This window comes from Spiroplasma endosymbiont of Acasis viretata (assembly GCF_964031275.1).
Taxonomy (GTDB): domain Bacteria; phylum Bacillota_I; class Bacilli_A; order Mycoplasmatales; family VBWQ01; genus Spiroplasma_E; species Spiroplasma_E ixodetis_A.
Genome location: NZ_OZ035019.1, coordinates 609,090 through 635,813 on the forward strand (window position 1 = coordinate 609,090; position 26,724 = coordinate 635,813).

At 22.0% G+C, this 26,724-nt stretch carries 30 protein-coding genes and 4 pseudogenes; 14 read left to right on the forward strand and 20 right to left on the reverse strand.

Annotated elements, in window-relative coordinates; all coding sequences use genetic code 4:
- Nucleotides 1–38: 38 nt before the first annotated feature.
- The 4 genes and pseudogenes from AAHM96_RS03395 to AAHM96_RS03410 all read right to left on the reverse strand — a co-directional run.
- Nucleotides 39–1,016, reverse strand: a complete 978-nt coding sequence (locus AAHM96_RS03395; RefSeq protein WP_342272797.1) for an IS3 family transposase — start codon at nucleotides 1,014–1,016, stop codon at nucleotides 39–41.
- 127 nt (nucleotides 1,017–1,143) lie between these two features.
- A pseudogene (locus AAHM96_RS03400) lies at nucleotides 1,144–1,812 on the reverse strand (IS256 family transposase); the annotation flags it as partial.
- A 45-nt stretch (nucleotides 1,813–1,857) separates the two neighbouring features.
- Nucleotides 1,858–2,835 carry an IS3 family transposase gene (locus tag AAHM96_RS03405; RefSeq protein ID WP_342272824.1) on the reverse strand — a complete coding sequence of 326 codons (978 nt, stop codon included), beginning with the start codon at nucleotides 2,833–2,835 and terminating at the stop codon, nucleotides 1,858–1,860.
- A gap of 110 nt (nucleotides 2,836–2,945) precedes the next feature.
- Nucleotides 2,946–3,419: pseudogene (locus AAHM96_RS03410) on the reverse strand (transposase); the annotation flags it as partial.
- Between the two features lie 794 nt (nucleotides 3,420–4,213).
- On the opposite strand from AAHM96_RS03410, the gene AAHM96_RS03415 reads away from it, so the two are divergent.
- From AAHM96_RS03415 to AAHM96_RS03460, 10 genes are all read left to right on the forward strand, one after another.
- Entirely contained in the window at nucleotides 4,214–4,702 is a 489-nt protein-coding gene (locus tag AAHM96_RS03415; protein ID WP_342273585.1) for a hypothetical protein, read from the forward strand.
- Between the two features lie 275 nt (nucleotides 4,703–4,977).
- A complete protein-coding gene (locus AAHM96_RS03420; protein WP_342273083.1) occupies nucleotides 4,978–5,160 on the forward strand; it encodes a hypothetical protein in 183 nt (60 codons plus the stop codon).
- Nucleotides 5,161–5,162: 2 nt separating this feature from the next.
- Nucleotides 5,163–5,369 carry a hypothetical protein gene (locus AAHM96_RS03425; RefSeq protein ID WP_174480552.1) on the forward strand — a complete coding sequence of 69 codons (207 nt, stop codon included), beginning with the start codon at nucleotides 5,163–5,165 and terminating at the stop codon, nucleotides 5,367–5,369.
- 15 nt (nucleotides 5,370–5,384) lie between these two features.
- Nucleotides 5,385–5,564: a hypothetical protein gene (locus AAHM96_RS03430; RefSeq protein WP_342273084.1), complete on the forward strand. Its 180-nt coding sequence runs from the start codon at nucleotides 5,385–5,387 to the stop codon at nucleotides 5,562–5,564.
- Nucleotides 5,539–6,216, forward strand: a complete 678-nt coding sequence (locus AAHM96_RS03435) for a PD-(D/E)XK nuclease family protein (RefSeq protein ID WP_342273586.1) — start codon at nucleotides 5,539–5,541, stop codon at nucleotides 6,214–6,216. Before AAHM96_RS03430 ends, AAHM96_RS03435 begins: the two co-directional genes overlap by 26 nt.
- Nucleotides 6,194–6,955 (forward strand): recombinase RecT, encoded by a 762-nt coding sequence (locus AAHM96_RS03440; RefSeq protein ID WP_342273086.1) that lies wholly within the window; start codon nucleotides 6,194–6,196, stop codon nucleotides 6,953–6,955. The genes AAHM96_RS03435 and AAHM96_RS03440 overlap by 23 nt, the downstream gene beginning before the upstream one ends.
- Before the next feature lie 228 nt (nucleotides 6,956–7,183).
- Nucleotides 7,184–7,750 (forward strand): hypothetical protein, encoded by a 567-nt coding sequence (locus tag AAHM96_RS03445; protein ID WP_342273587.1) that lies wholly within the window; start codon nucleotides 7,184–7,186, stop codon nucleotides 7,748–7,750.
- 118 nt (nucleotides 7,751–7,868) lie between these two features.
- Nucleotides 7,869–8,045 (forward strand): hypothetical protein, encoded by a 177-nt coding sequence (locus tag AAHM96_RS03450; RefSeq protein ID WP_342273088.1) that lies wholly within the window; start codon nucleotides 7,869–7,871, stop codon nucleotides 8,043–8,045.
- Between the two features lie 3 nt (nucleotides 8,046–8,048).
- On the forward strand, nucleotides 8,049–8,255 hold the full coding sequence (locus tag AAHM96_RS03455; RefSeq protein WP_342273089.1) for a hypothetical protein: 207 nt from the start codon (nucleotides 8,049–8,051) through the stop codon (nucleotides 8,253–8,255).
- A 117-nt stretch (nucleotides 8,256–8,372) separates the two neighbouring features.
- Nucleotides 8,373–8,618 (forward strand): hypothetical protein, encoded by a 246-nt coding sequence (locus AAHM96_RS03460; RefSeq protein WP_342273588.1) that lies wholly within the window; start codon nucleotides 8,373–8,375, stop codon nucleotides 8,616–8,618.
- Nucleotides 8,619–8,781: 163 nt separating this feature from the next.
- Here the strand turns inward: AAHM96_RS03460 and AAHM96_RS03465 are convergent, their stop codons facing one another.
- The 13 genes from AAHM96_RS03465 to AAHM96_RS03525 all read right to left on the reverse strand — a co-directional run bounded on the left by AAHM96_RS03465 (nucleotide 8,782) and on the right by AAHM96_RS03525 (nucleotide 21,916).
- A complete protein-coding gene (locus AAHM96_RS03465) occupies nucleotides 8,782–9,225 on the reverse strand; it encodes a hypothetical protein (RefSeq protein WP_342273589.1) in 444 nt (147 codons plus the stop codon).
- A 53-nt stretch (nucleotides 9,226–9,278) separates the two neighbouring features.
- Entirely contained in the window at nucleotides 9,279–12,188 is a 2,910-nt protein-coding gene (locus AAHM96_RS03470) for a hypothetical protein (protein WP_342273590.1), read from the reverse strand.
- Nucleotides 12,118–13,479 carry a hypothetical protein gene (locus AAHM96_RS03475; RefSeq protein WP_342273092.1) on the reverse strand — a complete coding sequence of 454 codons (1,362 nt, stop codon included), beginning with the start codon at nucleotides 13,477–13,479 and terminating at the stop codon, nucleotides 12,118–12,120. Before AAHM96_RS03475 ends, AAHM96_RS03470 begins: the two co-directional genes overlap by 71 nt.
- An 11-nt stretch (nucleotides 13,480–13,490) precedes the next feature.
- On the reverse strand, nucleotides 13,491–14,951 hold the full coding sequence (locus AAHM96_RS03480) for a phage terminase large subunit (RefSeq protein ID WP_342273093.1): 1,461 nt from the start codon (nucleotides 14,949–14,951) through the stop codon (nucleotides 13,491–13,493).
- A 4-nt stretch (nucleotides 14,952–14,955) separates the two neighbouring features.
- Nucleotides 14,956–16,632 (reverse strand): hypothetical protein, encoded by a 1,677-nt coding sequence (locus AAHM96_RS03485; RefSeq protein ID WP_342273094.1) that lies wholly within the window; start codon nucleotides 16,630–16,632, stop codon nucleotides 14,956–14,958.
- Nucleotides 16,633–16,675: 43 nt separating this feature from the next.
- Entirely contained in the window at nucleotides 16,676–17,017 is a 342-nt protein-coding gene (locus tag AAHM96_RS03490; protein WP_342273095.1) for a hypothetical protein, read from the reverse strand.
- A gap of 3 nt (nucleotides 17,018–17,020) precedes the next feature.
- Nucleotides 17,021–17,539, reverse strand: coding sequence for a hypothetical protein (locus AAHM96_RS03495; protein WP_342273096.1), 519 nt, complete (start codon nucleotides 17,537–17,539; stop codon nucleotides 17,021–17,023).
- Complete coding sequence (locus AAHM96_RS03500) at nucleotides 17,540–18,451, reverse strand: hypothetical protein (RefSeq protein ID WP_342273591.1); 912 nt, start codon at nucleotides 18,449–18,451, stop codon at nucleotides 17,540–17,542.
- The gene (locus AAHM96_RS03505; protein ID WP_342273098.1) at nucleotides 18,451–19,257 is read right to left on the reverse strand and encodes a hypothetical protein; all 807 of its coding nucleotides are present in this window, start codon (nucleotides 19,255–19,257) and stop codon (nucleotides 18,451–18,453) included. The genes AAHM96_RS03500 and AAHM96_RS03505 overlap by 1 nt, the downstream gene beginning before the upstream one ends.
- Nucleotides 19,220–19,507 carry a hypothetical protein gene (locus AAHM96_RS03510; RefSeq protein WP_342273099.1) on the reverse strand — a complete coding sequence of 96 codons (288 nt, stop codon included), beginning with the start codon at nucleotides 19,505–19,507 and terminating at the stop codon, nucleotides 19,220–19,222. The genes AAHM96_RS03505 and AAHM96_RS03510 overlap by 38 nt, the downstream gene beginning before the upstream one ends.
- Before the next feature lie 2 nt (nucleotides 19,508–19,509).
- Nucleotides 19,510–20,829, reverse strand: a complete 1,320-nt coding sequence (locus AAHM96_RS03515) for a hypothetical protein (protein WP_342273100.1) — start codon at nucleotides 20,827–20,829, stop codon at nucleotides 19,510–19,512.
- 14 nt (nucleotides 20,830–20,843) lie between these two features.
- Nucleotides 20,844–21,395, reverse strand: a complete 552-nt coding sequence (locus AAHM96_RS03520; protein ID WP_342273101.1) for a hypothetical protein — start codon at nucleotides 21,393–21,395, stop codon at nucleotides 20,844–20,846.
- A 137-nt stretch (nucleotides 21,396–21,532) separates the two neighbouring features.
- The gene (locus AAHM96_RS03525) at nucleotides 21,533–21,916 is read right to left on the reverse strand and encodes a hypothetical protein (RefSeq protein ID WP_342273102.1); all 384 of its coding nucleotides are present in this window, start codon (nucleotides 21,914–21,916) and stop codon (nucleotides 21,533–21,535) included.
- A 119-nt stretch (nucleotides 21,917–22,035) separates the two neighbouring features.
- On the opposite strand from AAHM96_RS03525, the gene AAHM96_RS03530 reads away from it, so the two are divergent.
- Nucleotides 22,036–23,178, forward strand: coding sequence for an Mbov_0401 family ICE element transposase-like protein (locus AAHM96_RS03530; RefSeq protein WP_342273103.1), 1,143 nt, complete (start codon nucleotides 22,036–22,038; stop codon nucleotides 23,176–23,178).
- Nucleotides 23,179–23,365: 187 nt separating this feature from the next.
- Here the strand turns inward: AAHM96_RS03530 and AAHM96_RS03535 are convergent.
- A pseudogene (locus AAHM96_RS03535) lies at nucleotides 23,366–24,080 on the reverse strand (IS5 family transposase); the annotation flags it as partial.
- An 81-nt stretch (nucleotides 24,081–24,161) separates the two neighbouring features.
- On the opposite strand from AAHM96_RS03535, the pseudogene AAHM96_RS03540 reads away from it, so the two are divergent.
- Nucleotides 24,162–24,557 (forward strand): annotated as a pseudogene (locus AAHM96_RS03540) (transposase family protein); the annotation flags it as partial.
- On the opposite strand, the gene AAHM96_RS03545 reads toward AAHM96_RS03540, so the two are convergent.
- On the reverse strand, nucleotides 24,549–25,334 hold the full coding sequence (locus tag AAHM96_RS03545; protein ID WP_342273592.1) for a hypothetical protein: 786 nt from the start codon (nucleotides 25,332–25,334) through the stop codon (nucleotides 24,549–24,551). The pseudogene AAHM96_RS03540 and the gene AAHM96_RS03545 sit on opposite strands and share 9 nt — an antisense overlap.
- 70 nt (nucleotides 25,335–25,404) lie before the next feature.
- Here AAHM96_RS03545 and AAHM96_RS08460 point away from each other — a divergent pair, with 70 nt between their 5' ends.
- Nucleotides 25,405–25,797, forward strand: coding sequence for a transposase family protein (locus tag AAHM96_RS08460; RefSeq protein WP_342272745.1), 393 nt, complete (start codon nucleotides 25,405–25,407; stop codon nucleotides 25,795–25,797).
- Between the two features lie 2 nt (nucleotides 25,798–25,799).
- The gene (locus AAHM96_RS08465) at nucleotides 25,800–26,222 is read left to right on the forward strand and encodes a transposase family protein (RefSeq protein ID WP_342273670.1); all 423 of its coding nucleotides are present in this window, start codon (nucleotides 25,800–25,802) and stop codon (nucleotides 26,220–26,222) included.
- On the opposite strand, the gene AAHM96_RS03555 is transcribed toward AAHM96_RS08465, so the two are convergent.
- Nucleotides 26,219–26,662: a hypothetical protein gene (locus AAHM96_RS03555; RefSeq protein ID WP_342273593.1), complete on the reverse strand. Its 444-nt coding sequence runs from the start codon at nucleotides 26,660–26,662 to the stop codon at nucleotides 26,219–26,221. The genes AAHM96_RS08465 and AAHM96_RS03555 overlap by 4 nt on opposite strands.
- Nucleotides 26,663–26,724 lie beyond the last annotated feature (62 nt).

The following is a 26,724-nucleotide window of genomic DNA, read 5'->3' on the forward strand; positions in this document are numbered from 1 at the left end:
TTGGCCCTTAATTACTGGACCATTTTTGATATAAAATTCTAAATTTTAATTTGTAAAATTGGTGGTTTTAGAAATTTAGAATGTATTCTTTCATAATTATAAAACATAACATATTGATTTACATCATTTATAGCTTCATTGATGGATAAATATTGATTTGATCCTTTAGGTAGTCATTCTTGAGATAAATGAGAAAATCAGTTTTCAGATAATACATTACCACCAATATCATAAGGTTGTTTTTTGCTTAAAATTATTTGTTTATCCTCTGCTCATTTTGTGATATCTTGACAATAAAATTCGTTGGCGTTATCTGAATGTAAAATAACATTTTTTATTTGATTTCAAGAAAATTGTTTGTTGATTTTTTCAAGAGCAGGAAGAATTAAATCCTGATATGATTTATTAGGAGCAATATTATAACTAACAACATTATTTGAATAAAAATCAATAATTACAAAAAGATATAATCATCCTTCTTTAGTATTTATTTGTTTAGTGTCCATTGATCAAATTTGATTTGAAGAGGTTGTACTTTTATAATCTTTGTTTACTTTATCCATTGTAGGTATTCACTTATTTGGATTTTTTTTGTTTTTAGGATAGTTATTTTTAGTTTGTTTTAATCCTTGAATATTGTGTTCTTTCATAATTTTTCGCATTTGTTTTATTGATAATTCTATATTTAAAATGATATTTTTTTCTTGTTTTAATCACTCTTTAAAAGCTGAAAAAATTCTTAAATATCCATAAATTCTGCCTTTTCTTGTAGAATGAAATTCGATTAAAAGTTGGCATATTTTTTGATATTTATGATTGCATTTAATAATATGATTTTCTTCTTTTTTAATAGGTTTTTGTTTATTTTTTAAAAAGTAATATGTTGATCTGTTTAATTGAAGATATTGACATAGGTTTCTAATTGAATATTGATTTTTACAATCATCAATAATTTTAATTTTTTCTTTGATATTTAATTTGTTAATTACTAATGCTATTTGTTTAATTTTATCCATTAATAAAAATCCTTTCAGGTTAAAATTAGTGTTAATTATATAACACAATTGTTTTTAGAATACATTCAGGTTTTTTAAATTAATGGTCTAGTAAAAAGGGCTAAGTGGCAAGTGGCAAGTGGCTATTTTCAATTGCTAAATAAAATATTTTAAAAACTGCCATATCATTAGGAAAAACTTTTTTATTTCTGATAACTTTTCGTAATTGACTATTTACAGATTCAATAGCATTTGTTGTATAAATCACTCTTTTGATTTCTACTGGATAACTAATAAAAACCATTAAATTATCTCAATTTTTATATCAAGATTTAGCAATTTGAGGATATTGTTTATTTCACTTATTTTCAAAGGATTCTAAAGCCTGCATTGCTTGTTCTTCACTACATGCAGTATAAATTGGTTTTAAATCTGCAACTAGAGATTTTCGATGCTTATATGAGACATATTTCAAACTATTTCTAATTTGATGAACTATGCATAATTGATGTTCTGTTTTAAGATAAACTGATTGTATTGCTTCTGACATGCCTGTTAAATTATCACTGCAGGCAATAAGAATATCATTTAAGCCACGATTTTTCATTTCTGTGAAATTTGCTAATCAAAATTTAGCACCTTCATTTTCACTAATTCATAAACCTAAAACATCTTTTTTACCTTCTAAATCAACTCCTAAAGCTATATAAACTGATTTATTAATAATCCGTTTATCTTGTCGTACTTTCACTACTATGCAATCAAAATAAACAATCGGATAGACACTTTCTAATGGTCGATTTTGCCATCCTTTTACATGGTGGTTGGCCCTTAATTACTGGACCATTTTTGATATAAAATTCTAAATTTTAATTTGTAAAATTGGTGGTTTTAGAAATTTAGAATGTATTCTTTCATAATTATAAAACATAACATATTGATTTACATCATTTATAGCTTCATTGATGGATAAATATTGATTTGATCCTTTAGGTAGTCATTCTTGAGATAAATGAGAAAATCAGTTTTCAGATAATACATTACCACCAATATCATAAGGTTGTTTTTTGCTTAAAATTATTTGTTTATCCTCTGCTCATTTTGTGATATCGTGACAATAAAATTCGTTGGCGTTATCTGAATGTAAAATAACATTTTTTACTTGATTTCAAGAAAATTGTTTGTTGATTTTTTCAAGAGCAGGAAGAATTAAATCCTGATATGATTTATTAGGAGCAATATTATAACTAACAACATTATTTGAATAAAAATCAATAATTACAAAAAGATATAATCATCCTTCTTTAGTATTTATTTGTTTAGTGTCCATTGATCAAATTTGATTTGAAGAGGTTGTACTTTTATAATCTTTGTTTACTTTATCCATTGTAGGTATTCACTTATTTGGATTTTTTTTGTTTTTAGGATAGTTATTTTTAGTTTGTTTTAATCCTTGAATATTGTGTTCTTTCATAATTTTTCGCATTTGTTTTATTGATAATTCTATATTTAAAATGATATTTTTTTCTTGTTTTAATCACTCTTTAAAAGCTGAAAAAATTCTTAAATATCCATAAATTCTGCCTTTTCTTGTAGAATGAAATTCGATTAAAAGTTGGCATATTTTTTGATATTTATGATTGCATTTAATAATATGATTTTCTTCTTTTTTAATAGGTTTTTGTTTATTTTTTAAAAAGTAATATGTTGATCTGTTTAATTGAAGATATTGACATAGGTTTCTAATTGAATATTGATTTTTACAATCATCAATAATTTTAATTTTTTCTTTGATATTTAATTTGTTAATTACTAATGCTATTTGTTTAATTTTATCCATTAATAAAAATCCTTTCAGGTTAAAATTAGTGTTAATTATATAACACAATTGTTTTTAGAATACATTCAGGTTTTTTAAATTAATGGTCTAGTAAAAAGGGCTAAGTGGCCATCATCAATAACATCATCAGTAATTTGGCTAATAACACTTTCACTAATATCAGCACCATGATATAACTCTTGTAATTGCATTCTAATATCTGATAATGTCATACCTTTTGCATATAAAGAAAGAACTTGTTGATCAAAACCATCAAATCTTCTTTGTCTTTTTGCAACTATTACAGGATTAAAATTACTATTGCGATCTCGTGGTACATCAATCTCAATTTTACCTTGTTGAGTTATTAATTTTTTTGAACTTATACCATTACGATCATTGTCACTATTACTATGTTGATTCTTATCATATCCTAAATAATTTTGCATCTCAGAATTCAACATTTTTTCTACTAATCTTTTTGTTAATTCTTTATACAATCCTCCCTCTTTAAAAACTGTTGTTAAATCTTCAGTATTTTCTAGTAATAAATCTACTGCTTTTGATATTGGATCATTATTATTAAAGTTATCTTTTTTAGCCATCTGTAACTCACTCTTTCTAGTCATTTAATTATATTTACTAGAATTAATTAAACATAGTTATTTTTGTAAGTTACACAGATTACTAAACATTACCTTGAGATAAAGTTAATGATAGAATAATAATTTCTTTACAAATGCAAAATGATACCATTGCTATCGTTAGTGACCCTACAAGATTTGGCCAACTTTTAAAATTAGAAGAATTACAGGAATAATATTATGTTTTTTAAAATTATAAAAATTATTTTAGGTTTAATTGGAGTTTTATTATCTTCTGCTGTTGCTGGTTTAATTATATTTATTATAGTAAAAATTGTATTAAAAATTAATCAAATATTTTAGAACCTGTTTAAAATCTTTTCAATAAAATTGAAATAAAGGCAAGAACAACCATTTGTAAGCTAGTATTTAATTTTTTTTCACAATTTTTTGGGCGTATCAAGTTAATAGTTAGATTTAATAAGAACTTAAATGAGAGATAATACTCTCATTTTTAATTGTTAAACAATTATAATTATTAATTTTTATAAACCAGCACTTTATGAGAATTAATAATTATTACATAACTAAATAAAAAAATTATTTAGGCTATTGTGCTGGAATTAACCAATAGTAATTTTTGTGTTGCTCTTTGAAAATTTCAGAAATTTTGGTTCCCTTCCCCTAGAACCCCTACCCTCCAAGGCTTTGCTACTTACAGTAGCATAAGCCTTACGTAGTAGTAGTATTAGTTAGTAGTATATAAGCCTTTTATCACTGTAGGTGATAAGGCTTATACGTAGAAAGGATTCGTAATGATTAATGTTAATTTAGATATTAAAAATAAAGTTAGAGAAACAACTAAAGGTATGTTATTAGAAATTGGTGAATATGAAACATGATTTCCAATTAAAGATACTACTATTAATAAAAATAATAAAAAAATAACATTAAAAATAATTGAAGATTTTAATTATAAATTAGGTAAAAAATCAATTACAAAAGATATTGAAAGTATTAAAGGTAGTGATATTTTAAAATATATTAAAAATATTTCAGATATTACTACAAATGAAAATGAATTAATATCTTGTGAATTTTATGAACAATATAATGGTTATTATATTTTTAAAAATAATAATAATCAAGAATGTTTTAAATATAACATTACATGAGAACAAGATATGAAAAGTTTTAAAATAAATAATCCATATAACGATAATGATTTAGCAATAAATTATATTGTTATGCCAATGAAAGATATAAATACTCATAATGAAAAAATATTTTATTTAAAGTATTAAAGGAAATTAATATGTTATTAAATGTTGAAAAAATAGAATTAATAAAAAATTTATGTAATGAAAAATTACTTAAAAATAAAAAATATATAGAAATTGAAGAAATATTAAAAATTATAGAAAGAGAGAATTAATTATGTTGAATTTAAACGAAGAAAAAAGAATGTATTTAAAACATGAAATAAAAGTATATGGTTCATGTGATATTTGTCATAAAAATTCATCATTTGCAAATAGAACTTGTAATAAATGTTTTTATAAATTAATAGGTGAAAATAATGAAATGTAATATTCATAATGAAAAATATATTTGATTTAGTGAAATAGATAATACATATTATTGTAATAAATGTATTGATGACATGATTGAAGAAGATATGTATTTAACAAGTGATAATTGAGATTACTTAGAAGAATATTATATTAATGAATTACAATTAGAAAATTTTAAAGGAGTGTAAATATGAATAGATTAGAATTACAAAATGCAATGAAATTAATAGAAAAATTTGAAGAATTACAAGAAGAATTTAATAGTAAATATGAAGATTTTGAAGTTGAAATTGATAATGATGGGGATTTAAAAATTAGTAATGATTATTTTATATATGAAGATGTAAATAAATTAGAACAAGTAATTATTGATTATAAAAGAATTTTTAAAGGTTAAAGGAGATGAATATAAATGGTAGCAGCTCCTAAAAAGAAACCAGAAGATTTAATTATTAAACAAATTATTGTTCATTTAAGATTTACTGAAAAAGATTATGAAACATTAAAAGAAATTTGTGAAGAAAAAAATATGAAAATTAATGGATTTGTAAGGAGTTTAATTAAAAATGCAATTAAACAATCAAAAAAATAATTTAATTTTTAAAAAAGAAACTCATCAATATTTTATTCAAAATAAAGAATTAATATCAGTAAGTAAAATACTTAATTATTATTTAGTAAATTCATATTGTAAATGTAATAAATGTAAATATTGTTTTAATATAAATAATGCAAGAATTCGTGGTAATTGTGTTCATAAAGTAGCAGAATTATATTTTAAAAATATAAATATTAAAAATATAAGTAATCAAATTAAAAATTATATTAAAGATTTATTTTCACAAAATTATTTAAATTATTGTTATACATTATTAGATTATTTACCAACTAAATTTATTAAAAATAATGAATATATTAGTGAAAAAATATTTAATTATGATATTGTTGCTGGAACACCAGATTTAATTTATAAAGAAAATAATTTAAATATAATAATAGATTTTAAAACTTATAAAGTTTTTTCAAAAGAATTATTAGAAAAATCAAAATTACAAATAATAGCATATTATTGATTATTAAAAAATAATAATTATGAATTATCAAATATACATTTTGTATGTTGAGTTAAAGAAAATGATATTGAATTAATAAAAGTAGAAATAACAGATGAATTATTACATGAATGAAATATGGCAATTGCACTTTGAAAGGAAGATAAATATGGCAAATTTAATATTACCTAAAACAATTACACAAAATCAAATTAATGATTTTAAAAAATATTATGAAATTACTAAATTAAATGATAAAAAATTATCCACATTTAATCCACAATCATTATTAAATACATTAGCAACTATATTTGAATTAAATTTATCAAATAATCCTATTAAAAAAGAATTAGCATTAATTCCATATGGAAATGATTTACAAGTACAAATACAAGAAGATGGTTTTTTAACTTTATTACAAAGAAGTAATTGTATTATTGATTTTCAAAGAGAAATTATTACAAATAAACATATTTATAATGATAAAACAAAACATTGAGAAATTAATCCAGCAAAAATATTTGAATCAAAAGAAATTATTGGTTATTATGGCATGATTTGTATTAAAGATTATTTAGGTAAAAATATTACTTTTATTAAAGGAATGACTAAACATGAATGTGAAGAACATAGAAAGAAATATAGTAAAGCAAATGGTAATAGTCCTTGAAATACTAGTTTTGATGCTATGGCTTTAAAAACAGTTATAAAAGCAATTATTAGAGATATTAATAAAAATCCAAGTATTAAATTAGAAAATCAAAATTTAATTAATAAAGCATTACAAGTTGACCAATCAGCAATAATTGATGAAGAAATTGTTTATATTGATAATCCAAATACTAATAATGTAATTGAAAATAATACAAATTTTCAACAATTAGAAGAAAATATAGATAAATTAGATAAAGTGGTATTTAAAAATGAATAAATGTAAATATTGTAAGAAAAAAATTTGATTAACAAATTATTGATGTATGAATTGTTTAAAAATATTAGTTATTAATTTAAATAAAAATAAGGAGAAAAAATAATGAATAAAAGAAAACAATTTAAATATAATGAAAAATTAGTTGAACATGGAATTAAAGTAGCAAAAAAAGATAAACAATTAATGAAAATATTAAAAAGACTAAGTTTAAATTAAGGAGAAATAATTATGACTAATTATTTACTTTCAATTGACCCAAGTATAAAAAATACTGGATTTACTTTATGAGAAAATAAAAAACCAATATGAATAAATAGTTATAGCTTTAAAAAATATAGTACTGGAGTTGAAATTAGTAAATCAGATTATATTTATAATAATAACTTTAATTATTTAATACTTAATCAAATAGAAAAAGAATTAGATTTTCAATTAGGAAGTAAAAATTCAAAATCCAACTTTAATTTAATTATTGAACGTGGTACTTTTCATTCAAAAAATGGTATTGGTTATGAAACTCAAGAACATTTAAGAGGTTTTATTGCAGGAACATTTAATAAATTATTAACTAAAAATATGTTAATAAGTCCTAAAGAATGACAAAATTGATATTTAAAAGAATTAAGATATGAAGAAGATGATTTATTTAAAAATAAAAAATGAAATAAAGAAAAATCATTATATATAGTTGGAGGTTTAATTAGACAACAAAAATGAAATATAAAAATATCAAATCATGATGAAGCAGATAGTTTATTAATTGGTTGATATTATTTAAATAAGGAGAATAAGTAATGAAAAAAGAAAAATTAGTTAATTATATTAGAAAAGAACAAGAAAAATATGAAGGTACAGAAATAGATGTAGTACTGGATATTTTATTACAAAAAATAAATAATGGAGTATTTAATTAATGCCAAAACAAGAAAAAGTATTACTTAAATGTATTGTTAAAGATTGTAATAGTAAAGTAGTAGTTACTTTAAAAACTTTAAATATAGAAGATAGTGTAGTTCAATTTTTTAATATGTGTTATTTTCATAAAAAACAATTTAAAAATAAAGTAAAAGAAATAAAAAATAAGGAGTAAATAATGACTAAACGTGAATTTTTAATTAAATGAAAAGTAGATAAAGAAGTAGATATTAAATTACATTATGTTGGTAAAGCTAATTTAGTTTTAAAACATGAATATGAAGATGAATATGATGAAGAAAAATTTGATTTTGTAAAAAATGATATTGATAATTATATTGAATTATTAAATGATTATAAAAATGTTGAATGAGATAATAATTAAATTATACATATTTAGTAAATATTTATGATATAAAAATAATATAAACTTAATAATAGTTTTTAACTCATTACTTTCTTTCGAAGTAAATGAGTTTTTTTATTTTGAAAGGAAATGAAAATGAAAAATAAAATTTTTAAATCACAACCAAGTACTTCTCAAGAAATAAATGAAAATACACCATTATTAATAAATTCACAACCAAGATTAAATGAAAATAAGTTTTTATTAATTAATACTAGTGATGAAATACAGAACCAATCATTAATTCAAGAAATAAATAATTCTCAAAATGAAAAAAATATTGCTGATTTTTTTAATGAAACTATGATAGAAATAATTTCAATGAAATGTACAATTTCATAAAATAAAAAAAGTTACCTTATTGGTAACTTTTTAATTAGGTGCTAACCTAATAATTACATAATTTTGAGAACTTTTTTATTTCATATACTTACATAAGTAAGTATTTTTATTATACATTATTTAAGATTATGGGGAAATATTATTTTCTATTTTTTGTTTTGTACTAAGTATTAGCAGAAATTTTTCCAGAAATATAATAAAAATTAACATAAGATGCATATTTAACAATTGTAATATAACCATTATAAATACTAGTATTATTTATTATATTTTCAATAATTTCTTCATTATTATTTATATTTAAACCATAAATATTTAAAAATTTTTCAAGTATTTCTCCACCAATTTCAAATTTTATATAACCATAATTATTATAAAAATCTCTAAGAAATCCAGTAGGTTTTATAACATCTTTTTTGTAAAGTAATAAATCCATTACTGGTATTGAGAGTTTTGTATTAATGATACTAACAGAAAATTTATTAATTTTATCAAATGTTCCTGTAAAAAGTTCTGGTGAACCTTGTTTAGTACCACAAGCATTTACATTTATAACTGATAATGATGTTAAAATAACTGATGATAATAATTTTAAAATGAATTTCATATTTTATATTTCCTTATCTATATAATATTGATAATAATTAATTATATATTATTTTATCTTGCGTTTAAAACTATTTTAATAATATTAGCATTTGCTTTATTTGTATATATTTTAGCATAATTATTATTAGAACCAGAATTATATTGTTCTGTATGTGCTTTACTTGGTGTTATAAAAATATTAATTTTTCAATTTAAATTATTATTTGAATTACTTAAAATATCAAAACCAATTGGATTTTTATTAATAAAATCTAAAGAAGAAACTGAATCATATACTTTAAAAGAGTAATTTAATAAATTAAATTGTGATTTATTACCTTGATAATAAGCATAAGAAAAAGCTCTTCAATTGCCACTTCCACCTAGTGGTTTAAATTCAGTTTTTTTATCAATATTAGGTATTGATTTTGAAAATATTAAATTTTTTAAATTAATTTCAATTGAACTAGTTAATTCTTTTGCAGGATTAAAAGTTTCATCAGTTCCTCATTTATTAGCATTAGAATCGCTAACAGAACCTATATTATAATTATAATATATAGTTATTGATTTATAATATCTTTTTAAATCATTAAAAGTATTAATTAACAATGTTTGGTCTAAATAATCTTTTAAATTAATATCTATATTTTTAGAAACTGGACTATTTTTATTAAATCATTCTTGTGTATTATTATGTGGGTCACCAGTATTATTAATTACTAGTGGTATATCAGTATAATTTAATTCTATTTTTAAATCTGGATTAATAATAATTGATTTTGCTATATTTTGTGGACTTGGTGGTAATATTTTTGCTGGATAACTAAATGTAGTTTCTTCACTTTCTTCATATTCATCATGATTTAATTTATACAAAGTCGTTCAATTAAAAGCATTACCAGTTAAATAACCCATATTATTATAACGAAATTGAGCAACTGATATTTCATTATAATCACCTTGATAAGTAAAAGGATTATCACTATAAAATGTATGTCTTTCTTCTCCTTGATGTAATGATTGAGTTACAATTGTATCAATAATATAAGCATAATTTGAACCATCAATAACTCCATTACTTGTAGGATTTCATTCACAATCTTTATCTTCATTTGTAAAAGGACTTGCTATATCTAAAAACTCTGTATCTTCTGCTAAAATATAAACTTTATTATTTTTCTTTTGTGATAAATCAACAGTTGATATTTGCTCTTTTGTAGTTAATTTCTTACCAGTAGTAGGGTCTCATGGATAAACACTTATTCTATCACTTAATTTCATAGTCATAGCAGTTGTTGAAACATTAGCACCTAATAATTTACCAATAGTAAAATCATTATCATTTGTAAATGCATTTAATGGAATTAAACCACCATTACCAATAATACTTTCTAAATTACTTGTAAAAAATGCACTCATAAAACCATTAAAATATAACATTTTTTTATATTGTTGAGCATTTTGAGTAATAACTCAACTACTTCATATACCTAATGTTAAAGCATTTAATAATTTACCAATTAAAGGAATATCACTTAAAGCAAATGGTAATCATTGTTGACTATCATAAGGCATTTGTATTAAAGGACTAAATACTACACTATTAAAATTTAATATTGCTGACATATATTTTTGACTTATTTTTGAATAATCTACAGTTGGACTACCAATAATTAAATGAGTATCTGGGTCTTTATATTTAAAATTACTTGACATATCTACATTATAATTACCCGTTAAATTATTTATATTTCATTCACTATCTCAAAAGAATTTAGCTTCTCCTACTGATGTACCATTACTTAATCTTGCCTTATCTTTATCAAAAGCAAGCATACCTTTAAAATCTTTTGTTACAAATAAATTATCTTGAAAATTTAATGAAGTTTTTAATCATTCTGTAAAATTTTTAAAATTAGTAAATCCAGTTGGTTTTGCGTCCATAATATTATAAAATGTAGTTTCTGGATGACTACTTGTTGTTATTTTATCATTTATACCAGCAATTAAACCACCATTATTTTTAATATCAGTTGTAGATTTTTCATTATTACCAGCAATAAATAATCTTCTTGAAGCAAATACTTTACTTTCAAATATTTCTTCATTATTTTGTTGAATAGGTTCTTGACCTTGAATTATTGGTCTTCCATAATAATAACAACTTGATAATAATTCTAATCCATAACTTTGTCTATGACTATATCTTACTCCTATATCACGCATTAAAGTACGATTTAATGTTACTTTTCCTTGTTGAATAGTAGGGAAAGCATAACCACTACCCGGGCTTGCATATTGTACAAAATCAAGTGTATTTTGACCACTTGCAACTACTCTATCATTTAAACTACTAAAAGTTAATACTTGCATACTAAATGCACCATTATAAGGACTATAATAATTTGTTACATTTGAAATATATAATAATTGTCTATCTTGATTTTTACCTGAATTACCACCAATATTTTCATTTTCATCATTAAATACAACAAAAAATTGTAAATAATCATCAATTGTAATATGTTCTTCAAACATAACTAAAGTATATTGTCTTTTTGTTTGTACTGTTTTAAATATTTGACTATTTGGTAAATTACTAAAATCAACACCACTTGTATCATCAATTAAATAAGCATTTCAATAATCACCAATTTTATATTGTTTTGTATAAAATTCATCTTGACCATTAGGTTTATGTGTTATAGGGTCAATTTTACCTTTATTTTTTTGATATATTTTTGTACTATTTTTTCAAATACATACAACTGGAGTAGTACCAGTTAATATTAATTCATATTGACCAAAATCACTTATTTTACTATTAATTGGTTTATAACCAGTTTCAGTTAAAGGAATTGCACCATTATTTATAACAAATGGAAATATTTTTCAATAACTACATCTTTTAATTAGTAATTGTTGTCTTTTTAATTGAAGATGTAGATGTTTCATTAATTGAATTTGTTGATGTATCATTTTCTTTTTCTCCTAATAATTTTATTTCTTCTTTATCTTCTTCCATTATTTCTTTATAATGTTTTTTTGCTTGTTGTTTTGTTACTTCATCTAATTCAGCAATAGCTTGTGTATATGACATTGTTCTATCTGCTAATCTTTGACTAATCATTTCTTGTTTTAATAATTGGTCAGTCATAGCAATAGGTAAAAATTTAAAACTATAAGGTCTATCACCAATACCATCTCATAATTTTTCATGAATTAATAACATATCAAAAAATCTATAAAAATAATATGAATAATGACTTATTTTAGTTTCTGTAGTTTCCATATCATTTTTATTATTAAATAATGATTTAGTTTTATTTTCATAATTTACACCAGAAAATTCATTATAATCATATCCAGCACCATTTCATATATCTTTCCCTAAATCATCTTTATCTAAAATATAATTACTAGCTTTAAAATCACCTTGTATAACTTCCATACCACCAGCACCAGATTTATTATAGCCAGCAGTACCTACATTAACTACAATATTTTTTTTAGGATTATCAATTATTTTTCCATGTTCAATCATATTTTTAACAGTTTCATTATCAAATGCACCAAATAAAGTTGTAACATTTAATTCTCTATCAACATTTCTTTGAGTATAAGATTTATGATAATATTCAATTAAATTTCAAACTGGATAAGTATCTGGATATGCATTTAATGTTGTTGAATTACCATAAAAATTAACCATTGGTAAATTTGTTATTTCTAATATTGGTAAATAATTTCAAGGATTTTTAATTTCATAACTATATTTTGGTGTGAATTCTGGTTTTAATTTTGTATGTGCTGTTCCTAAAATAATTTCTTTTTCATTTTTATTATCATTTTTATAAGTTTCAAATCTTATTTTTCCATTTTCAGCAATTACTCAAGTTAAAGTTGCACTATCTGCTTGTTCATTTATAAAAAAGAATTCTGCACATTGTTCTTCTTCATTATATTTAGCAACTCTACCAGCAAATGAATTAGGTAATACTTTTAAACTTGTACTATTATCTTTATAAATAATAGGCATTATATATACTTTTCCAAGTAAACTTTCTTGTATTCCAAATTTATATAATTTTTCAAATCATTTATCACTAATAATTTTATTAGTAAAATATTTTAAAATATTTTCTTTTTCACTATCAAATAATAAACCTTTACCTAATCATAATTTAGTTGATTTTTGAGCAATTCTCATAGGAATATCACTATATCATTCTCTTCTATTACAAGAAAGATATTCTAATGGATTATTCATTTTTATCACTCCTAAAATTTATTTTTATTAATTAATAATTCATTATTAATATTATTAATTAATCATTTCATTTTATGCATTGAAGCATACATTCTTGCGTCTCAACAATTATCATATAAATCAAGCATTTGTGGTTCATTATTTGAATTTTCTAATTTAGATTTTGCTAATCATTGCATTTTTGATAATTCTTCATGTGTATTAGGACATCTTTTTCAATTAATACTTAATATACCTTTAATCATACAAATAGTATCTCAATCAATTCTATCTCTTAAATACATTGTAGTTTTATCTACTGGAGTAAAATGTAATCAATTTATTTTTCTTTTTTCTACTTCTTTTTTTAAAATATCAATAACTGCTAATCCACCACTACCATAATCAACATAACAAGTAAATCCAAATTTCATCGCTTGAAATTTAATACTTTCATCTAAATAATAATCAATAATATTATTTGCTAATTCATAAGTATCTTTAAATTTCATTATTGCATTACTATGATAAAATTCACTTTCTTGATGTATTCTTCTAGTTTTTTCATTTTCACCAATAAAACATAAAACAGCAACAGTAGGATGTGCTTGTGAACTTGTAGCAAAACCTAAATCTAAACCACCAACTATTTCATTAACATTAAAATCTAATTCAGTTTTAAGTTTATCTAAATATCTTGCAAATATAGAACCTTGTAAAACACTAGGTACACCATAATATCAACTTTGTGCTTTAATAGGGTCTAATTCTTTTAATTCTTCTAAATCATTAATTTTATCTTGTTTTAAATTATGTTCATTTAATTTTCAATTTGAATAATGAAATAATTTAAACATTTGATTTTCTTCTATTGATTTAATTTGTTCATTATTTTTTTTCATTAATTCTAAATTAAAAGGTACACGTTTATTCATATATTCAATAAAATATTGATAAATATTATCTGGATTACAACTTCTAATTTTAATAGTTTTTTTAGCATTACCTAATGCAAAAGTAATTGCTTGAAATTCTGCTTGACTAAATTCATTTGCTTCTTCACATCATTCAATTGCTAAATCAAAACCTTTTATTTCACTACGAGAAAGCCCTTTAAGTGGTATTCTATCATTACTATTACTATATACACCCATAACTCTAATAAATGATTTACTACCTTTAAAACGAAAATCTGCTTGTTTATTTGGATATTTTAAATTAAAATCTTTATAATCAAAACCAATATTAATTAATGCTTCATCAATTTCTTTAGTTAATTCATTAATATCTTTATTTAATTTTCTAAAACAATATATAGCAATTGATTTATTAACTTTAATTGAAATTGCTATTAATATTACTAATTCTTCTGCAATACTATATGTTTTACTTGAATATCTACTACCACTTAAATTATATTCACTATGAGTAAAATCACTTTTATTTAATAATCAATAACTAATTTCATGTAAATAAGTAAATTCTTTATTCATAATATTATTCCTGTAATTCTTCTAATTTTCATGTATTACCTTTATCATTACCTTTTAAAGAATAAATAGTAATAAATTTTGCATGATTTACTGATAAAACTAATACATTAGTATTATTGTTAAAAACTTCTATGGGTACACCTGCTATTTTTGTATCAGTTATAATAAATTCTTGAATTGCAAAAACCGGATTATATATATTTCAAGAATAATAAACTCTGTATCGTTTATTAACTATAAAATCATAAGTAATTTGTCAATTATCTCATTTATTCTTTTCTCGTGTGCCAACTTCTTTTCAATTGTCTTTACTTGGACTTGGTGTTGGATTATTTTTTAATTCAATATCTCAAATATTTTCTTCTACTTCATTTGTAGTTAAACTACCCGACCTTATTTGTAATTTTGATTGAATATCTACTTTAATAGTATCTTGTAATTCTTCTAATGAAAATATATTCCCATATTGGTTATTTCCACCAATAATAATTAATTGACTTTTATTACCATCAACAGTTCCTAATTTAATAATTAATGAAGCATCTTCATTATCAATTTTACCTTTAACAAGCATATAATCTCCACCTATATATGCAGAACTTTTAAACTCTATTTTTAGTTTTACACTTGTTTGATTAAAAGGTGGTTTATCTCATGTTATAAATACTCTATAATATTTATTAAAACTAAGAGCAAAATCTTCTCATGTACGATTATCAAGACTTTTACCTATTATTTTTCAATTTTCTTTATCTTGTTTTTTATCAATATTAGTTTTATTTTCATTAATAGCACCAACAATATTTTTTTTATTAGTTTCTAATCTTTCATAAGTATTATTATGTAATAATGATATAGCAAGAGAACTACTTGAACTATCATTTATTCATAATTGGTCTCTATCATCTTTATATGTAAAATATCCTTTCACAAAAACAGATTTTTTATAATAATCAGATAAATCTATTTTACCACCAGTAGCACTAATAACTTTCTTTTCTTGACCTTCTTTACCATCAACTAATTTCATAGTATCATTACTAAAATATTTAGTAAATAATTCAAGTGTTGTTAAATTATCAAATGATTTTATACCACTAGTATCAATATCAACTATTGTTCCAATAATATTTTTTTGATGTATTTTTTTAATTTCAACTCTTGGGTCACTTGATTTTAAATTTGTAATTTCAACATATCTTGTAAAAGGACTATCTTCACCATAATTACTATAAAAATTACTAAAAAAATCATTTCTTTTAGGTAAAACATCTAAATTAAAACCAGTAATATTTGGATATTCTTTAATTTTTCTTAAACAATTAAATACTTCTGGAACAATATAATAAGGTTCATTAGGATTATTTTCACTATAAGTCATACCACCTTGACTAATACTTGATTGACCACGAATATAATTACTATCTTTTGTTAATAAAAATCTAACATAATATGCAGTTGCAGTTTGTATTTCATCAGTAAATTCTGTTAATGTAGTTTCTGGTCATTTTTTTGAAATAGAATGTCCACTTAAATAATCAATATTATTACTTGCAACTGAAATAGCAAATCAAATTTCATTATCTGGTGTTGTAGTATCATCAAATTCTAATTTATTAAAACCTTTTCAATTTTTAAATTCTTCAATTGTAATAAACATTAATGGGTCTTTAATAGCCATAATAATTTACTCCTTAATGTAAAATAAAGGGTATTTAAACCCTTTAAATTTTAAATTTAGTTACTTTCTTTTTATCTTTTTCAGATAATTCTTTCTTTTTAGATTTTTGTGCTATTACAAAATTATCTATTTGTTCTTGTTCTACATTAAAACTATCAAGTAATTTAGCAGTTGATGTAGTTTCTAATTGTAATTGAGAATTTATTTGTTTAATATTTGCTTTAATAAATTCTAATTCTTTATTATTTTTTAATTCTTTTGCTAAATTTGATTGTTTTGATTTTTTAATAAATTTTGATAATAAAAGTAAAACAATAGTAACTATTACTCCACTAGCAACTGCTCCACTTAATAATGCTGATATTACTGTTGTAGATAAATTCATTTTTTATTCCTCCAATTGTATTTTATTTGAATGTTGTTTACATAAATGACATTCTTTTTTATGTTTTCTAATTTCTTTATATTGATATATTAAATAAGGACTTGTAATAATAATTGGTATTGTTATCAATGCATATTTAATTAATTTTCCATAATTACCTAATTTAGTTATTAAATTTAATCCAATATGACCAAACATAGGAAATAAAGTTAATATTAAATGGTCAGGTCAAGTAAAATTATATTGATTAGTATAATTACCTATTCCCATTTCTATTGGTATTTTAGGTATTAATCAAGGTGTTATTGTAAAAAATAATGTTATAAACATACCTATAATATGACTTGTTATTTTTAAAATATTTGATATTAAAATTTTTATTTTATCAATATGAGTACTATTTTTATTAAATCAAATCTTATTTAATCTTTTATATTCTTTATTATCTTTACTTAATGGATTAATAGTATTTCATATACCAATTGGTTTAATTGGTTTATCTAATTGAATAATAATTACCACCTACTTTCATGTTTTATAAAAATTAGAATTTCTTTTAATTTTTATATATTTATTTGTACGTAAAGAATTTTTTAATAATTGTTTTCTTTCATATCTTCATTGTGTACTTCCAATTTCATTTTTAGATAAAGTTTTATATTCTTTTAATTTAAAAAAACCTTTTTCTAATCTATTAATAAAATGCATAGTTTTTTGTACATTAATATTATTTGGATAAATTACTTTGGTATCTTGTGAACCATAATATTTACCTTTTTTTGCTAATTCACTTTTAACATATTTTCTTAATTGACTTGGTAATCATTTTCTATTTCAAAATTTTCAAAATATAGTTCCAGCACCAGAACCATTTTTACCTTTTGCTTGTGTCATTAATATTCATATTTCTTGTGGAAATGTTGGATAAGTATATGGACCATATCATATTTGTCTTTTATCATTATCACTTTGAAATAATGTTGTTAAAGTTCCAATTTTTAAATTTTTATTATCAACAATAAATCTTCCTTTTTTAAATCATGAACTTGATAATACTTCTCATGCATTATTTGGGATTTCTTCTTCATTTTCTTTAAATAAATTATCAAATTTATTTACATAATTTTTAACTGTTCTAATTTCTGTTGGTATAATTAATTTTTTAATACTATTTATTTGATTTTTAAATTTATTAATTTCATTTTGTAATAATGATAATTCAGTTGGTTTTAATACACTTATTAATTTTTTAAGTATATTTGGATTAAAAACACTATATGGTTGATGTATTTCTTTTTCACTAATATTTTCACTATCAAATACTGCTTTTAATGATTGATTTTTATAATAAGTTTTTAAAGCATTAATTAATGCTAATTTAATATCATTACTTGCTAAAGCATAATAAATTCATTCAATAATTAAAGGTAACATTATAAACTCATGTGATTATAATCTCAATTTAATGAAGAATTATTTAGTGAAACTTCACTCATGTTATCACTACCATAAGTACTTCTATTATCATTTATTAATCTTGCAGTTTCATTTGTAAATGGTGTTTCTTGCATTTCTTCAATATGATTTGTAGTTTCCATAGGTAGTAAATTATGGATAATTTCACTTCCACCAGCAACAATGGTAGGTACTGCATAAGCATTATTAAAATCATTATTAATACCCATTGCTACACCACTTGATATTAAACATCCACCATTAGCCATATTTGCTATTTTACGTATATTTTCAAATCTATTTGGGATTAATTCAGTTAATCCACTAATAAGATTTGAAATACCATAAGCATTTAAACTAATATATGTATCTCAATCCATTAAATGATTATCAGTGCTATTATTACTAAATAATAAATCATCTGGAAATGGATTAATTGGTGTTGTAGTAGTTATTGGATTTTCTGTTGGATTTGGATTAATAGAAGAGTTAGTAAATTTACTATAATTTGCTAAACCAATTGTTCCTAAACCTAATAATATTTTTTTACTACTATTAATTAATTTAGTTTTAGTAGTTGGTCTTTGATTTAAATTTCAAATATCTAAACCTAATTTTTTACCAAATAATAAACTATTAATTGAACCTAATATTGGATTACCTATTAATTGACCATAATAAGCACTAGTTCCAATCATTGCTGAAATTGGACTAATTCCAGTTCTTATTAATTTAGTTAATGTATAGTTATTTGATTGTATATTCTCAGAAATTGGCATTTTCATTAACTCCTTTTAATAAATTAGTTTGTTTTTTAACTTGAATTCTAACTGTTCCTTGACAATTTATATTATCTCCAACACATATAGCAAAATTATCATGTACATTACTTACTATAAAATAATCATTTCTTAATTTAGGATATTCATCTAATAAAATTGCTCTTATATCATTAGATGTAGTTAAATCCTCTGGTTTGGCTGAATAAATAGTAATATGTGCTTTTTCATCAAAATATTTATAAATATATTCCATAATTATTTTTTAGTAAATTCTAATTTTACTGTTCCATAATAATCTTTATTATCACCAGTCATAGTAGCACTTGTATCAGTTATATTACTATATACTGCTTTAGTTGCTTCAAATCCATTATTACCAACTTTAACTATTGCAGTATCTAATTCATCATTAGTAGGTTTATCACCAGCCATAGTAATTTTTCCTAAATTTCTATAATAAATAACATCTTCTAAATTTAATTTATTTATATCATCATATAAAGTTGATTGATAAGTTGCATTTTCATTTTTAGGATTAGTTAAAAAATCTTTTTTTCTTGCTTCTTTTATTTCTTCAACTGTAGGCATAGTTGGTCTAATTAAATACATTAAATTTGGTCTAATAGCACTAGGTAATGCAAATAAACATTTACCAATAATTTTAATATTATCTGTATCATTATCTAATTTTTGTCTTATTTTAGTAAATGAAATAGGCATACCTCACATATATCTATTAACTACAAAACCATGTGTATTTTTTAAACTATAATCTTTTTCTAAATGCATTGCTTTTTCAGTATCATGAATAAATTCTTGTTCTAAATAAAAACTTTCTCAAAATTCCATACCAGCAATTAAACTTGTATATCTTCTACCATATGCTAATGTATCTGCTGAAATTTGACTATAATTTAAAACAGTAAATGCTTTTGATAATCCTAAATTACTATCAATACCAGTTGCTCCCATTAAATCTTCTCTATTAGTTCCTACAGTAATATAATTTACTAATTTAATTAATTTATTATTTCTTGCTCAAATTTTATAATAAGCTTCTTTTGCTTGTTCTGCATTCATATTAATTAAATCTAAAGGTAATACTAATGATTTAGCAATAGCATAATCTTGAATACCATTTAAAAATATTAATTCTAAATTTTCTCCTAAATTTCTCATAAATGAAGCTGTTCAATTTGAAACAATTTGTACTGCAATATCTTTTGGTGCTTTCATAAATCTTTCAATATCAAATTCTGGAATTTCAAAATCAATTGTTAAATATTTATTAATTTCTAATTTAGTTGTATATACATCACCTTTTTGTCTTTTAGTACCTTGTTTTCAATCTCATGTTGAACCTCATAATACACGAACTGTTGCACGATATATTGCAATACCAACTCCAGCCATTTCACCAATTTGAGCAGCACTACAAGTTCCACGCATAAACATTGTTGATTTTTCACTTGTTAATTCACCACGTACTTGTGCTTCAAGTACACTTAAAATAGCATTTTCTGTAGGATTATTACCTTTAATAAAAAATGCTTCAGGTATTTTTATTGCTCCCATAATAAAACTTCTTTCTATTTACTAATAGATTGAAAAGCTTCATTTCTAGTAATTTCAACTAAATCTTCTAATTCTTTTTTATTAGTCATTCCTTCTGTTTTTGCTTTATTTTTTAAATCTTGAGCAATTTTAAAATGGTCTAATGAATTATTATGTAATTGTAAAATTAAATCAGTAGGATTAATTGAATTATCTTGTTGTTTATTTTCTTGTTTAATAGGTTCTGTTTTATCAATTAAAAAATCTTTATAATCTTCATTTATTTTATTAAATGCTTCTTGTTTAGATAAAGATTTATAATTATCAGTACTCATTAAATTTTTAATTAAATTTACTTTTTTAGTATCTTTAATATTTGAAAATAATTGTTGCTCTTCAAAACTATTAATTTTATTTTCATATTCTTTTATTTTTGTTTGATATTCATTTATTTTTGGTTCTAATTCTTTTTTAAGAAATTCATCTTTTGCTTGAGCATAAACAACATTTCTTTGTTGTTTTAAAGTTTCTTGTAATTCTTCAAAAGTATAAGTTTCTTTTTTTTCTTTAACTTCAAAATTAGACATAAAAATACTCCCTTGTTAATAATCGCTTTTTTGATAATCCCTTGTAACTTATGTTAATAAATAACATAATCGCTTTATTAAATTATATCATTTTTTCCCTTTAAAATAAAGAAAAAACCTATATTTATTATAGGTTTCTAATCATTATTTTCTATTTTTCTAGGTTCAGAAATATTGATAATTATATTACTTTTTGAGTTATGTTCTTCTAAATTATTTTGTAAATCATCAAATTCTTCTGGATGACATTTTCTTAAATATTCTCATTGATATTTTGGGTCTTTCATAGTACTTCGTAATAAATAATTAGCAATTTTTTGACATGCTTTATCATAATCTTTTAGGAAATTTTGTTGTCATTTTGTCTGGTAGCGTCGGCAATCAAATATATATTTTCTATCAATTCCCAATGCTAAATTCAAACCAGTTTTTGTCATTCTGGTTGGTACATTTTTATTGTCTCTAAAATAATCATTGATCTTTTCTTTATAATTTCCTAATTCTTTTCTTTTTGCTGGCATATTATCACCTTATTTAAAACTTATATAGTAATTATAACATTTTCAAAATTATTAAATTACAACATTTTATTTTTAATAAAACTATAATCAAATCATAAATTAAGAAGGGGATTAATATTATGAATTTTCTTAGTGATGAACTTAATTATGATGAACTTGATAATCAAATTATTAATAATGGTTTAAATTATTTTACAAATCTATTAAAAGCATATGATGATTTTTGACATAAAAATATATATGATAAAAGTAAACATAAATATGTTAAAACCGCTCCTAGAAGTCCAAATACTCAATATGGTAAAGTAAATGATTTTTATCGTAGATGTTATTTAATATTAGAAACTAATAAATATTATTATCCTTTAGATGATTATATAAAAATTAAAAAAAGAAAAAGAACACTTACAAGTTTAGAACATACAATAATAAAAAATTCAGGTAATGGTAAAAGACAATCTGATGTACAAGATATAATAAAAAATAGTAATTTTTCTAAAACATATATGACTAATGTAATGAAAAATTCAGTAATAAATATTGAAGAAATAAAGGAAAAGAAAGTAGTATTACCAACTGAAAAATTATTTATAAATATGGATGATTGTTTTATATCTTCATTATTTAATAATAAAAAACAAAAAAATCGTATTCGTACAATTAGTGCAAATAAAGGTAAAGATTTAGAAAAATCTACTAAAAGTAGAAACGTTTTAAAAGATAAAAAAATTACTTATATGAAAACTAAAAATGGTCAAAGAATTAAAAAACAAGAATTAATTGATAAAATTTATGAATTTCTTGATTTACAATTTATTTATAGTAAAAGTAGTTTAGTATTTATTGGTGATGGTGCACCTTGAATTAAAACTACTGCTAAAAAAGAAAATATTCCTTATGTAATTGATAGACATCATGCATTTAAAGCACTTAAAAAAGGATTTATTATTAATAGAAAAGTAGATAATAAAAAATTAACAAATGCATATGATTTATTTGTTAATGGTGAATATTATCAATTATTAGATTTTTTAAAAGAAAATAAAGTTGATGAACAAATATATAAATATTTTAAAAATAATAAAGATGGTGTTATAAATCAAAAAGAAAATTGAAATCAAGGAGTTTGTGCTGAAAGTGATGTATCACATTTAGTTAAATCTTTAAAAGGATATGGTGCTAAAATTTTTAATGATAAAGTACTTGATAATATGCTTATAATTAATTCAGCAAGAATTAATAAGTTAAAACTTTTACTTTAATTTTTTAAAACTTAATAAATCTAAACCTAAATAGTTAGGAATTTTTGTTGTTTATAATTGTAAAATAATAATCTAAAACACTTGATTATATTCATAAAAAGGTATATAATTTAACCAACAATTAATAATTTATTTTGTCTTTTATTTAAAGAAAATTAAATTATAACTATTAACTTTACTCACCCCAATTTTTTCATAATCTTCTGCATTTTTCTAATCATGCAAAACTTCGTTCTACAACTCATCTTTTTGGTAATACTACAAAAGAATGTAATTCATTACGTTTTATAACTTCAACATTTGCATTTATAATTGTTTTAATTTTAGAAGCAAATTTTTCACCAGTATAACCAGCATCTACTAGTATTTTTTGAACTGCAGAAAGATTCTCTTTTTCATTTTCAATCATTATTATAGCACTATTACGATCTGTTTTTTCTGCTGTGGTTATGTAAATTGCATGTGGTAAACCTTGAGAATCAACAGCAATATGACGCTTTATTCCTGAAATCTTTTTACCAGCATCATAACCTTTATTTTTAGTAGTATCTGTATTTTTAACACTTTGTGAATCAATTATACAAAAACTAGTTTGTTCTTTTCTACCATTATTGATACGAAATGCCTTGACTAATTTTTTTTAAAACTAATTGTAATACACTAGGTTCTTTATCATTATTTTTACTTCAAGCTTGAAAATAATAATATACAATTTGTCATTTTGGAAAATTTTTTGGTAACATTCTTCACTGGCAACCACTTTTTAATACATATAAAACTGCACAAAATACTTCATATAAATCTAAACTTCTTGGTTTAGTTCTCTTTTTAGTATTTTCTAAAATTGATTTTATATTTTCAAATTGCTCTTTGCTAACATTACTAGGATAATTTTTATACATATATATACCTCTTATTTTAAAATATATAATCATTTTATCCTATTCTCTAAAAGATTTTAAACAGGTTCTAAAAACAAACATCATACTCTTAAATCGCAAATAATTATTGATATTTTAAATGGAAAAATTATTTCAACCGCTTTTTGTTTTGGAAGCATTCATGATTTTAAATTACTTTTAAAATCTAAAACTTTTATTCATCTAGAAAAACAAGTTTTTGTTGATTCAGGTTATCAAGGAATACAAAATATTCATAAAAATACATTTTTGCCATTTAAAAAAAGTAAATACAATAAATTAATACCAATTCAAAAAGAATACAATAAAACTTTAAGCAAAATTAGAATTAAAATTGAACACGTATTTGCTAAACTAAAACGTTTTAAAATTTTAACTTTAAAATATCGCAATAAAATACGAAGATTTGCATTAAGATTTAATTTAATAGCAGAAATATATAATTTTGAATTACCTTAGTTTTGCACCAAGTCTAATATAATCTTTATCATTACCAGTCATAGTAGCACTTGTTGATGTAATATTACTAAATGTTGCTTTACCTTTTTCATAACCATTATTACCAGCATTTATTATTGCAGTTTCTAATTCATCATTAGTTGGTGTATCACCAGCCATAGTTATTTTTCCTAAATTTTTAAAATAAATTAAATCATTTAAACTAATTCTAAAATCATCAAAATCAGCAATTTTAAATGTTACTGGTGATTTTTCTCTTTCTGCTGGAGTTAATTTAATTCAATTAGTTCAACAACGTTTTTGTGCTTCTTTAATTTCATAAGCAGTTGGCATTTTTTCCATAATAATAAATGATAATCAACCACGAATTGCTGTTGTTATACCATAAAGTGCTTTACCTAATGTTTTTTGATTTAATGTATTATTATCAATTAAATTAACAATTTTTTGAAAACTATTAGGTTGTGCAAATGCATTTCTATGTACAAAAACTCCTAATACTTTTTTTAAATCAAATGTTTTTTCTAAATGTAAACCAGTTTTAGTATCTTTAACCATATCTTTATTTAAAAACATATGTTTATATAAAAACATACCAAATACTGATTGTTTATATAATTGGCCACTTGCTACAGTATCTGCTGCAATTTGACCATAATTTAATCTTAAATATACTTTTGTTAATTGTAACATTGGAGTAAATCCTAATGCACCAATAAAATCACTTACATTTGTACCAATTTCAGTTTCAGTTATATTTCCTAATAATTCATTCATTAGACTTGGTGCAAAACCTTTAATTTTAATAATTTAACGGTTATTATTAATATCAAAGGTGATAATTATTATGTTAAAAAAATACAAAGATGAACAAGAATTTTATAGTTTAGTGGGAATAAAACTACAAACATTTCAAAAAATGGTTGAAATTTTAAAAAAAGCTGAAGCAATTAAAAAAGCAGTTGGTGGTAAACCTAATAAATTATCAATAGAAAATCGTTTATTAATGACATTAGAATACTGAAAAGAGTATAGTAGTTATAGAGTTATTGCAAAAAGATATAATATTAGTCATACTAGCTGCATTCGTAATATTTTTTGAATTGAAAATACTTTAATAAAAAGTGGAATTTTTAATTTATCTGGCAAAAAAGATTTAATCAAAAATAAAGGAATCAATAATACTTTACTAGCTATTGATGCTACTGAAACTCCAATTGAAAGAATTAAAAAAAACTAAAATTACTTTTTTCGGGTAAAAACAAACATCATACTCTTAAATCGCAAATAATTATTGATATTTTAAATGGAAAAATTATTTCAACCGCTTTTTGTTTTGGAAGCATTCATGATTTTAAATTACTTTTAAAATCTAAAACTTTTATTCATCCAGAAAAACAAGTTTTTGTTGATTCAGGTTATCAAGGAATACAAAATATTCATAAAAATACATTTTTGCCATTTAAAAAAAGTAAATACAATAAATTAATACCAATTCAAAAAGAATACAATAAAACTTTAAGCAAAATTAGAATTAAAATTGAACACGTATTTGCTAAACTAAAACGTTTTAAAATTTTAACTTTAAAATATCGCAATAAAATACGAAGATTTGCATTAAGATTTAATTTAATAGCAGAAATATATAATTTTGAATTACCTTAGTTTTGCACCAAGTCTAATGTAGTTTCTGGATGACTACTTGTTGTTATTTTATCATTTATACCAGCAAGTAAACCACCATTATTTTTAACTTCAGTTGTAGATTTTTCATTATTACCAGCAATAAATAATCTTCTTGAAGCAAATACTTTTTGTTCAAATATTTCTTCATTATTTTGTTGTATTGGTTCTTGACCTTGAATTATTGGTCTTCCATAATAATAACAACTTGTTAATAATTCTAAACCATAACTTTGTCTATGACTATATCTTACTCCTATATCACGCATTAAAGTACGATTTAATGTTACTTTTCCTTGTTGAATAGTTGGGAAAGCATAACCACTACCTGGTGAAGCATATTGTACAAAATCAAGTGTATTTTGACCACTAGAAACTACTCTATCATTTAAACTACTAAAAGTTAATACGCCACTTGCCACTTAGCCCTTTTTACTAGACCATTAATTTAAAAAACCTGAATGTATTCTAAAAACAATTGTGT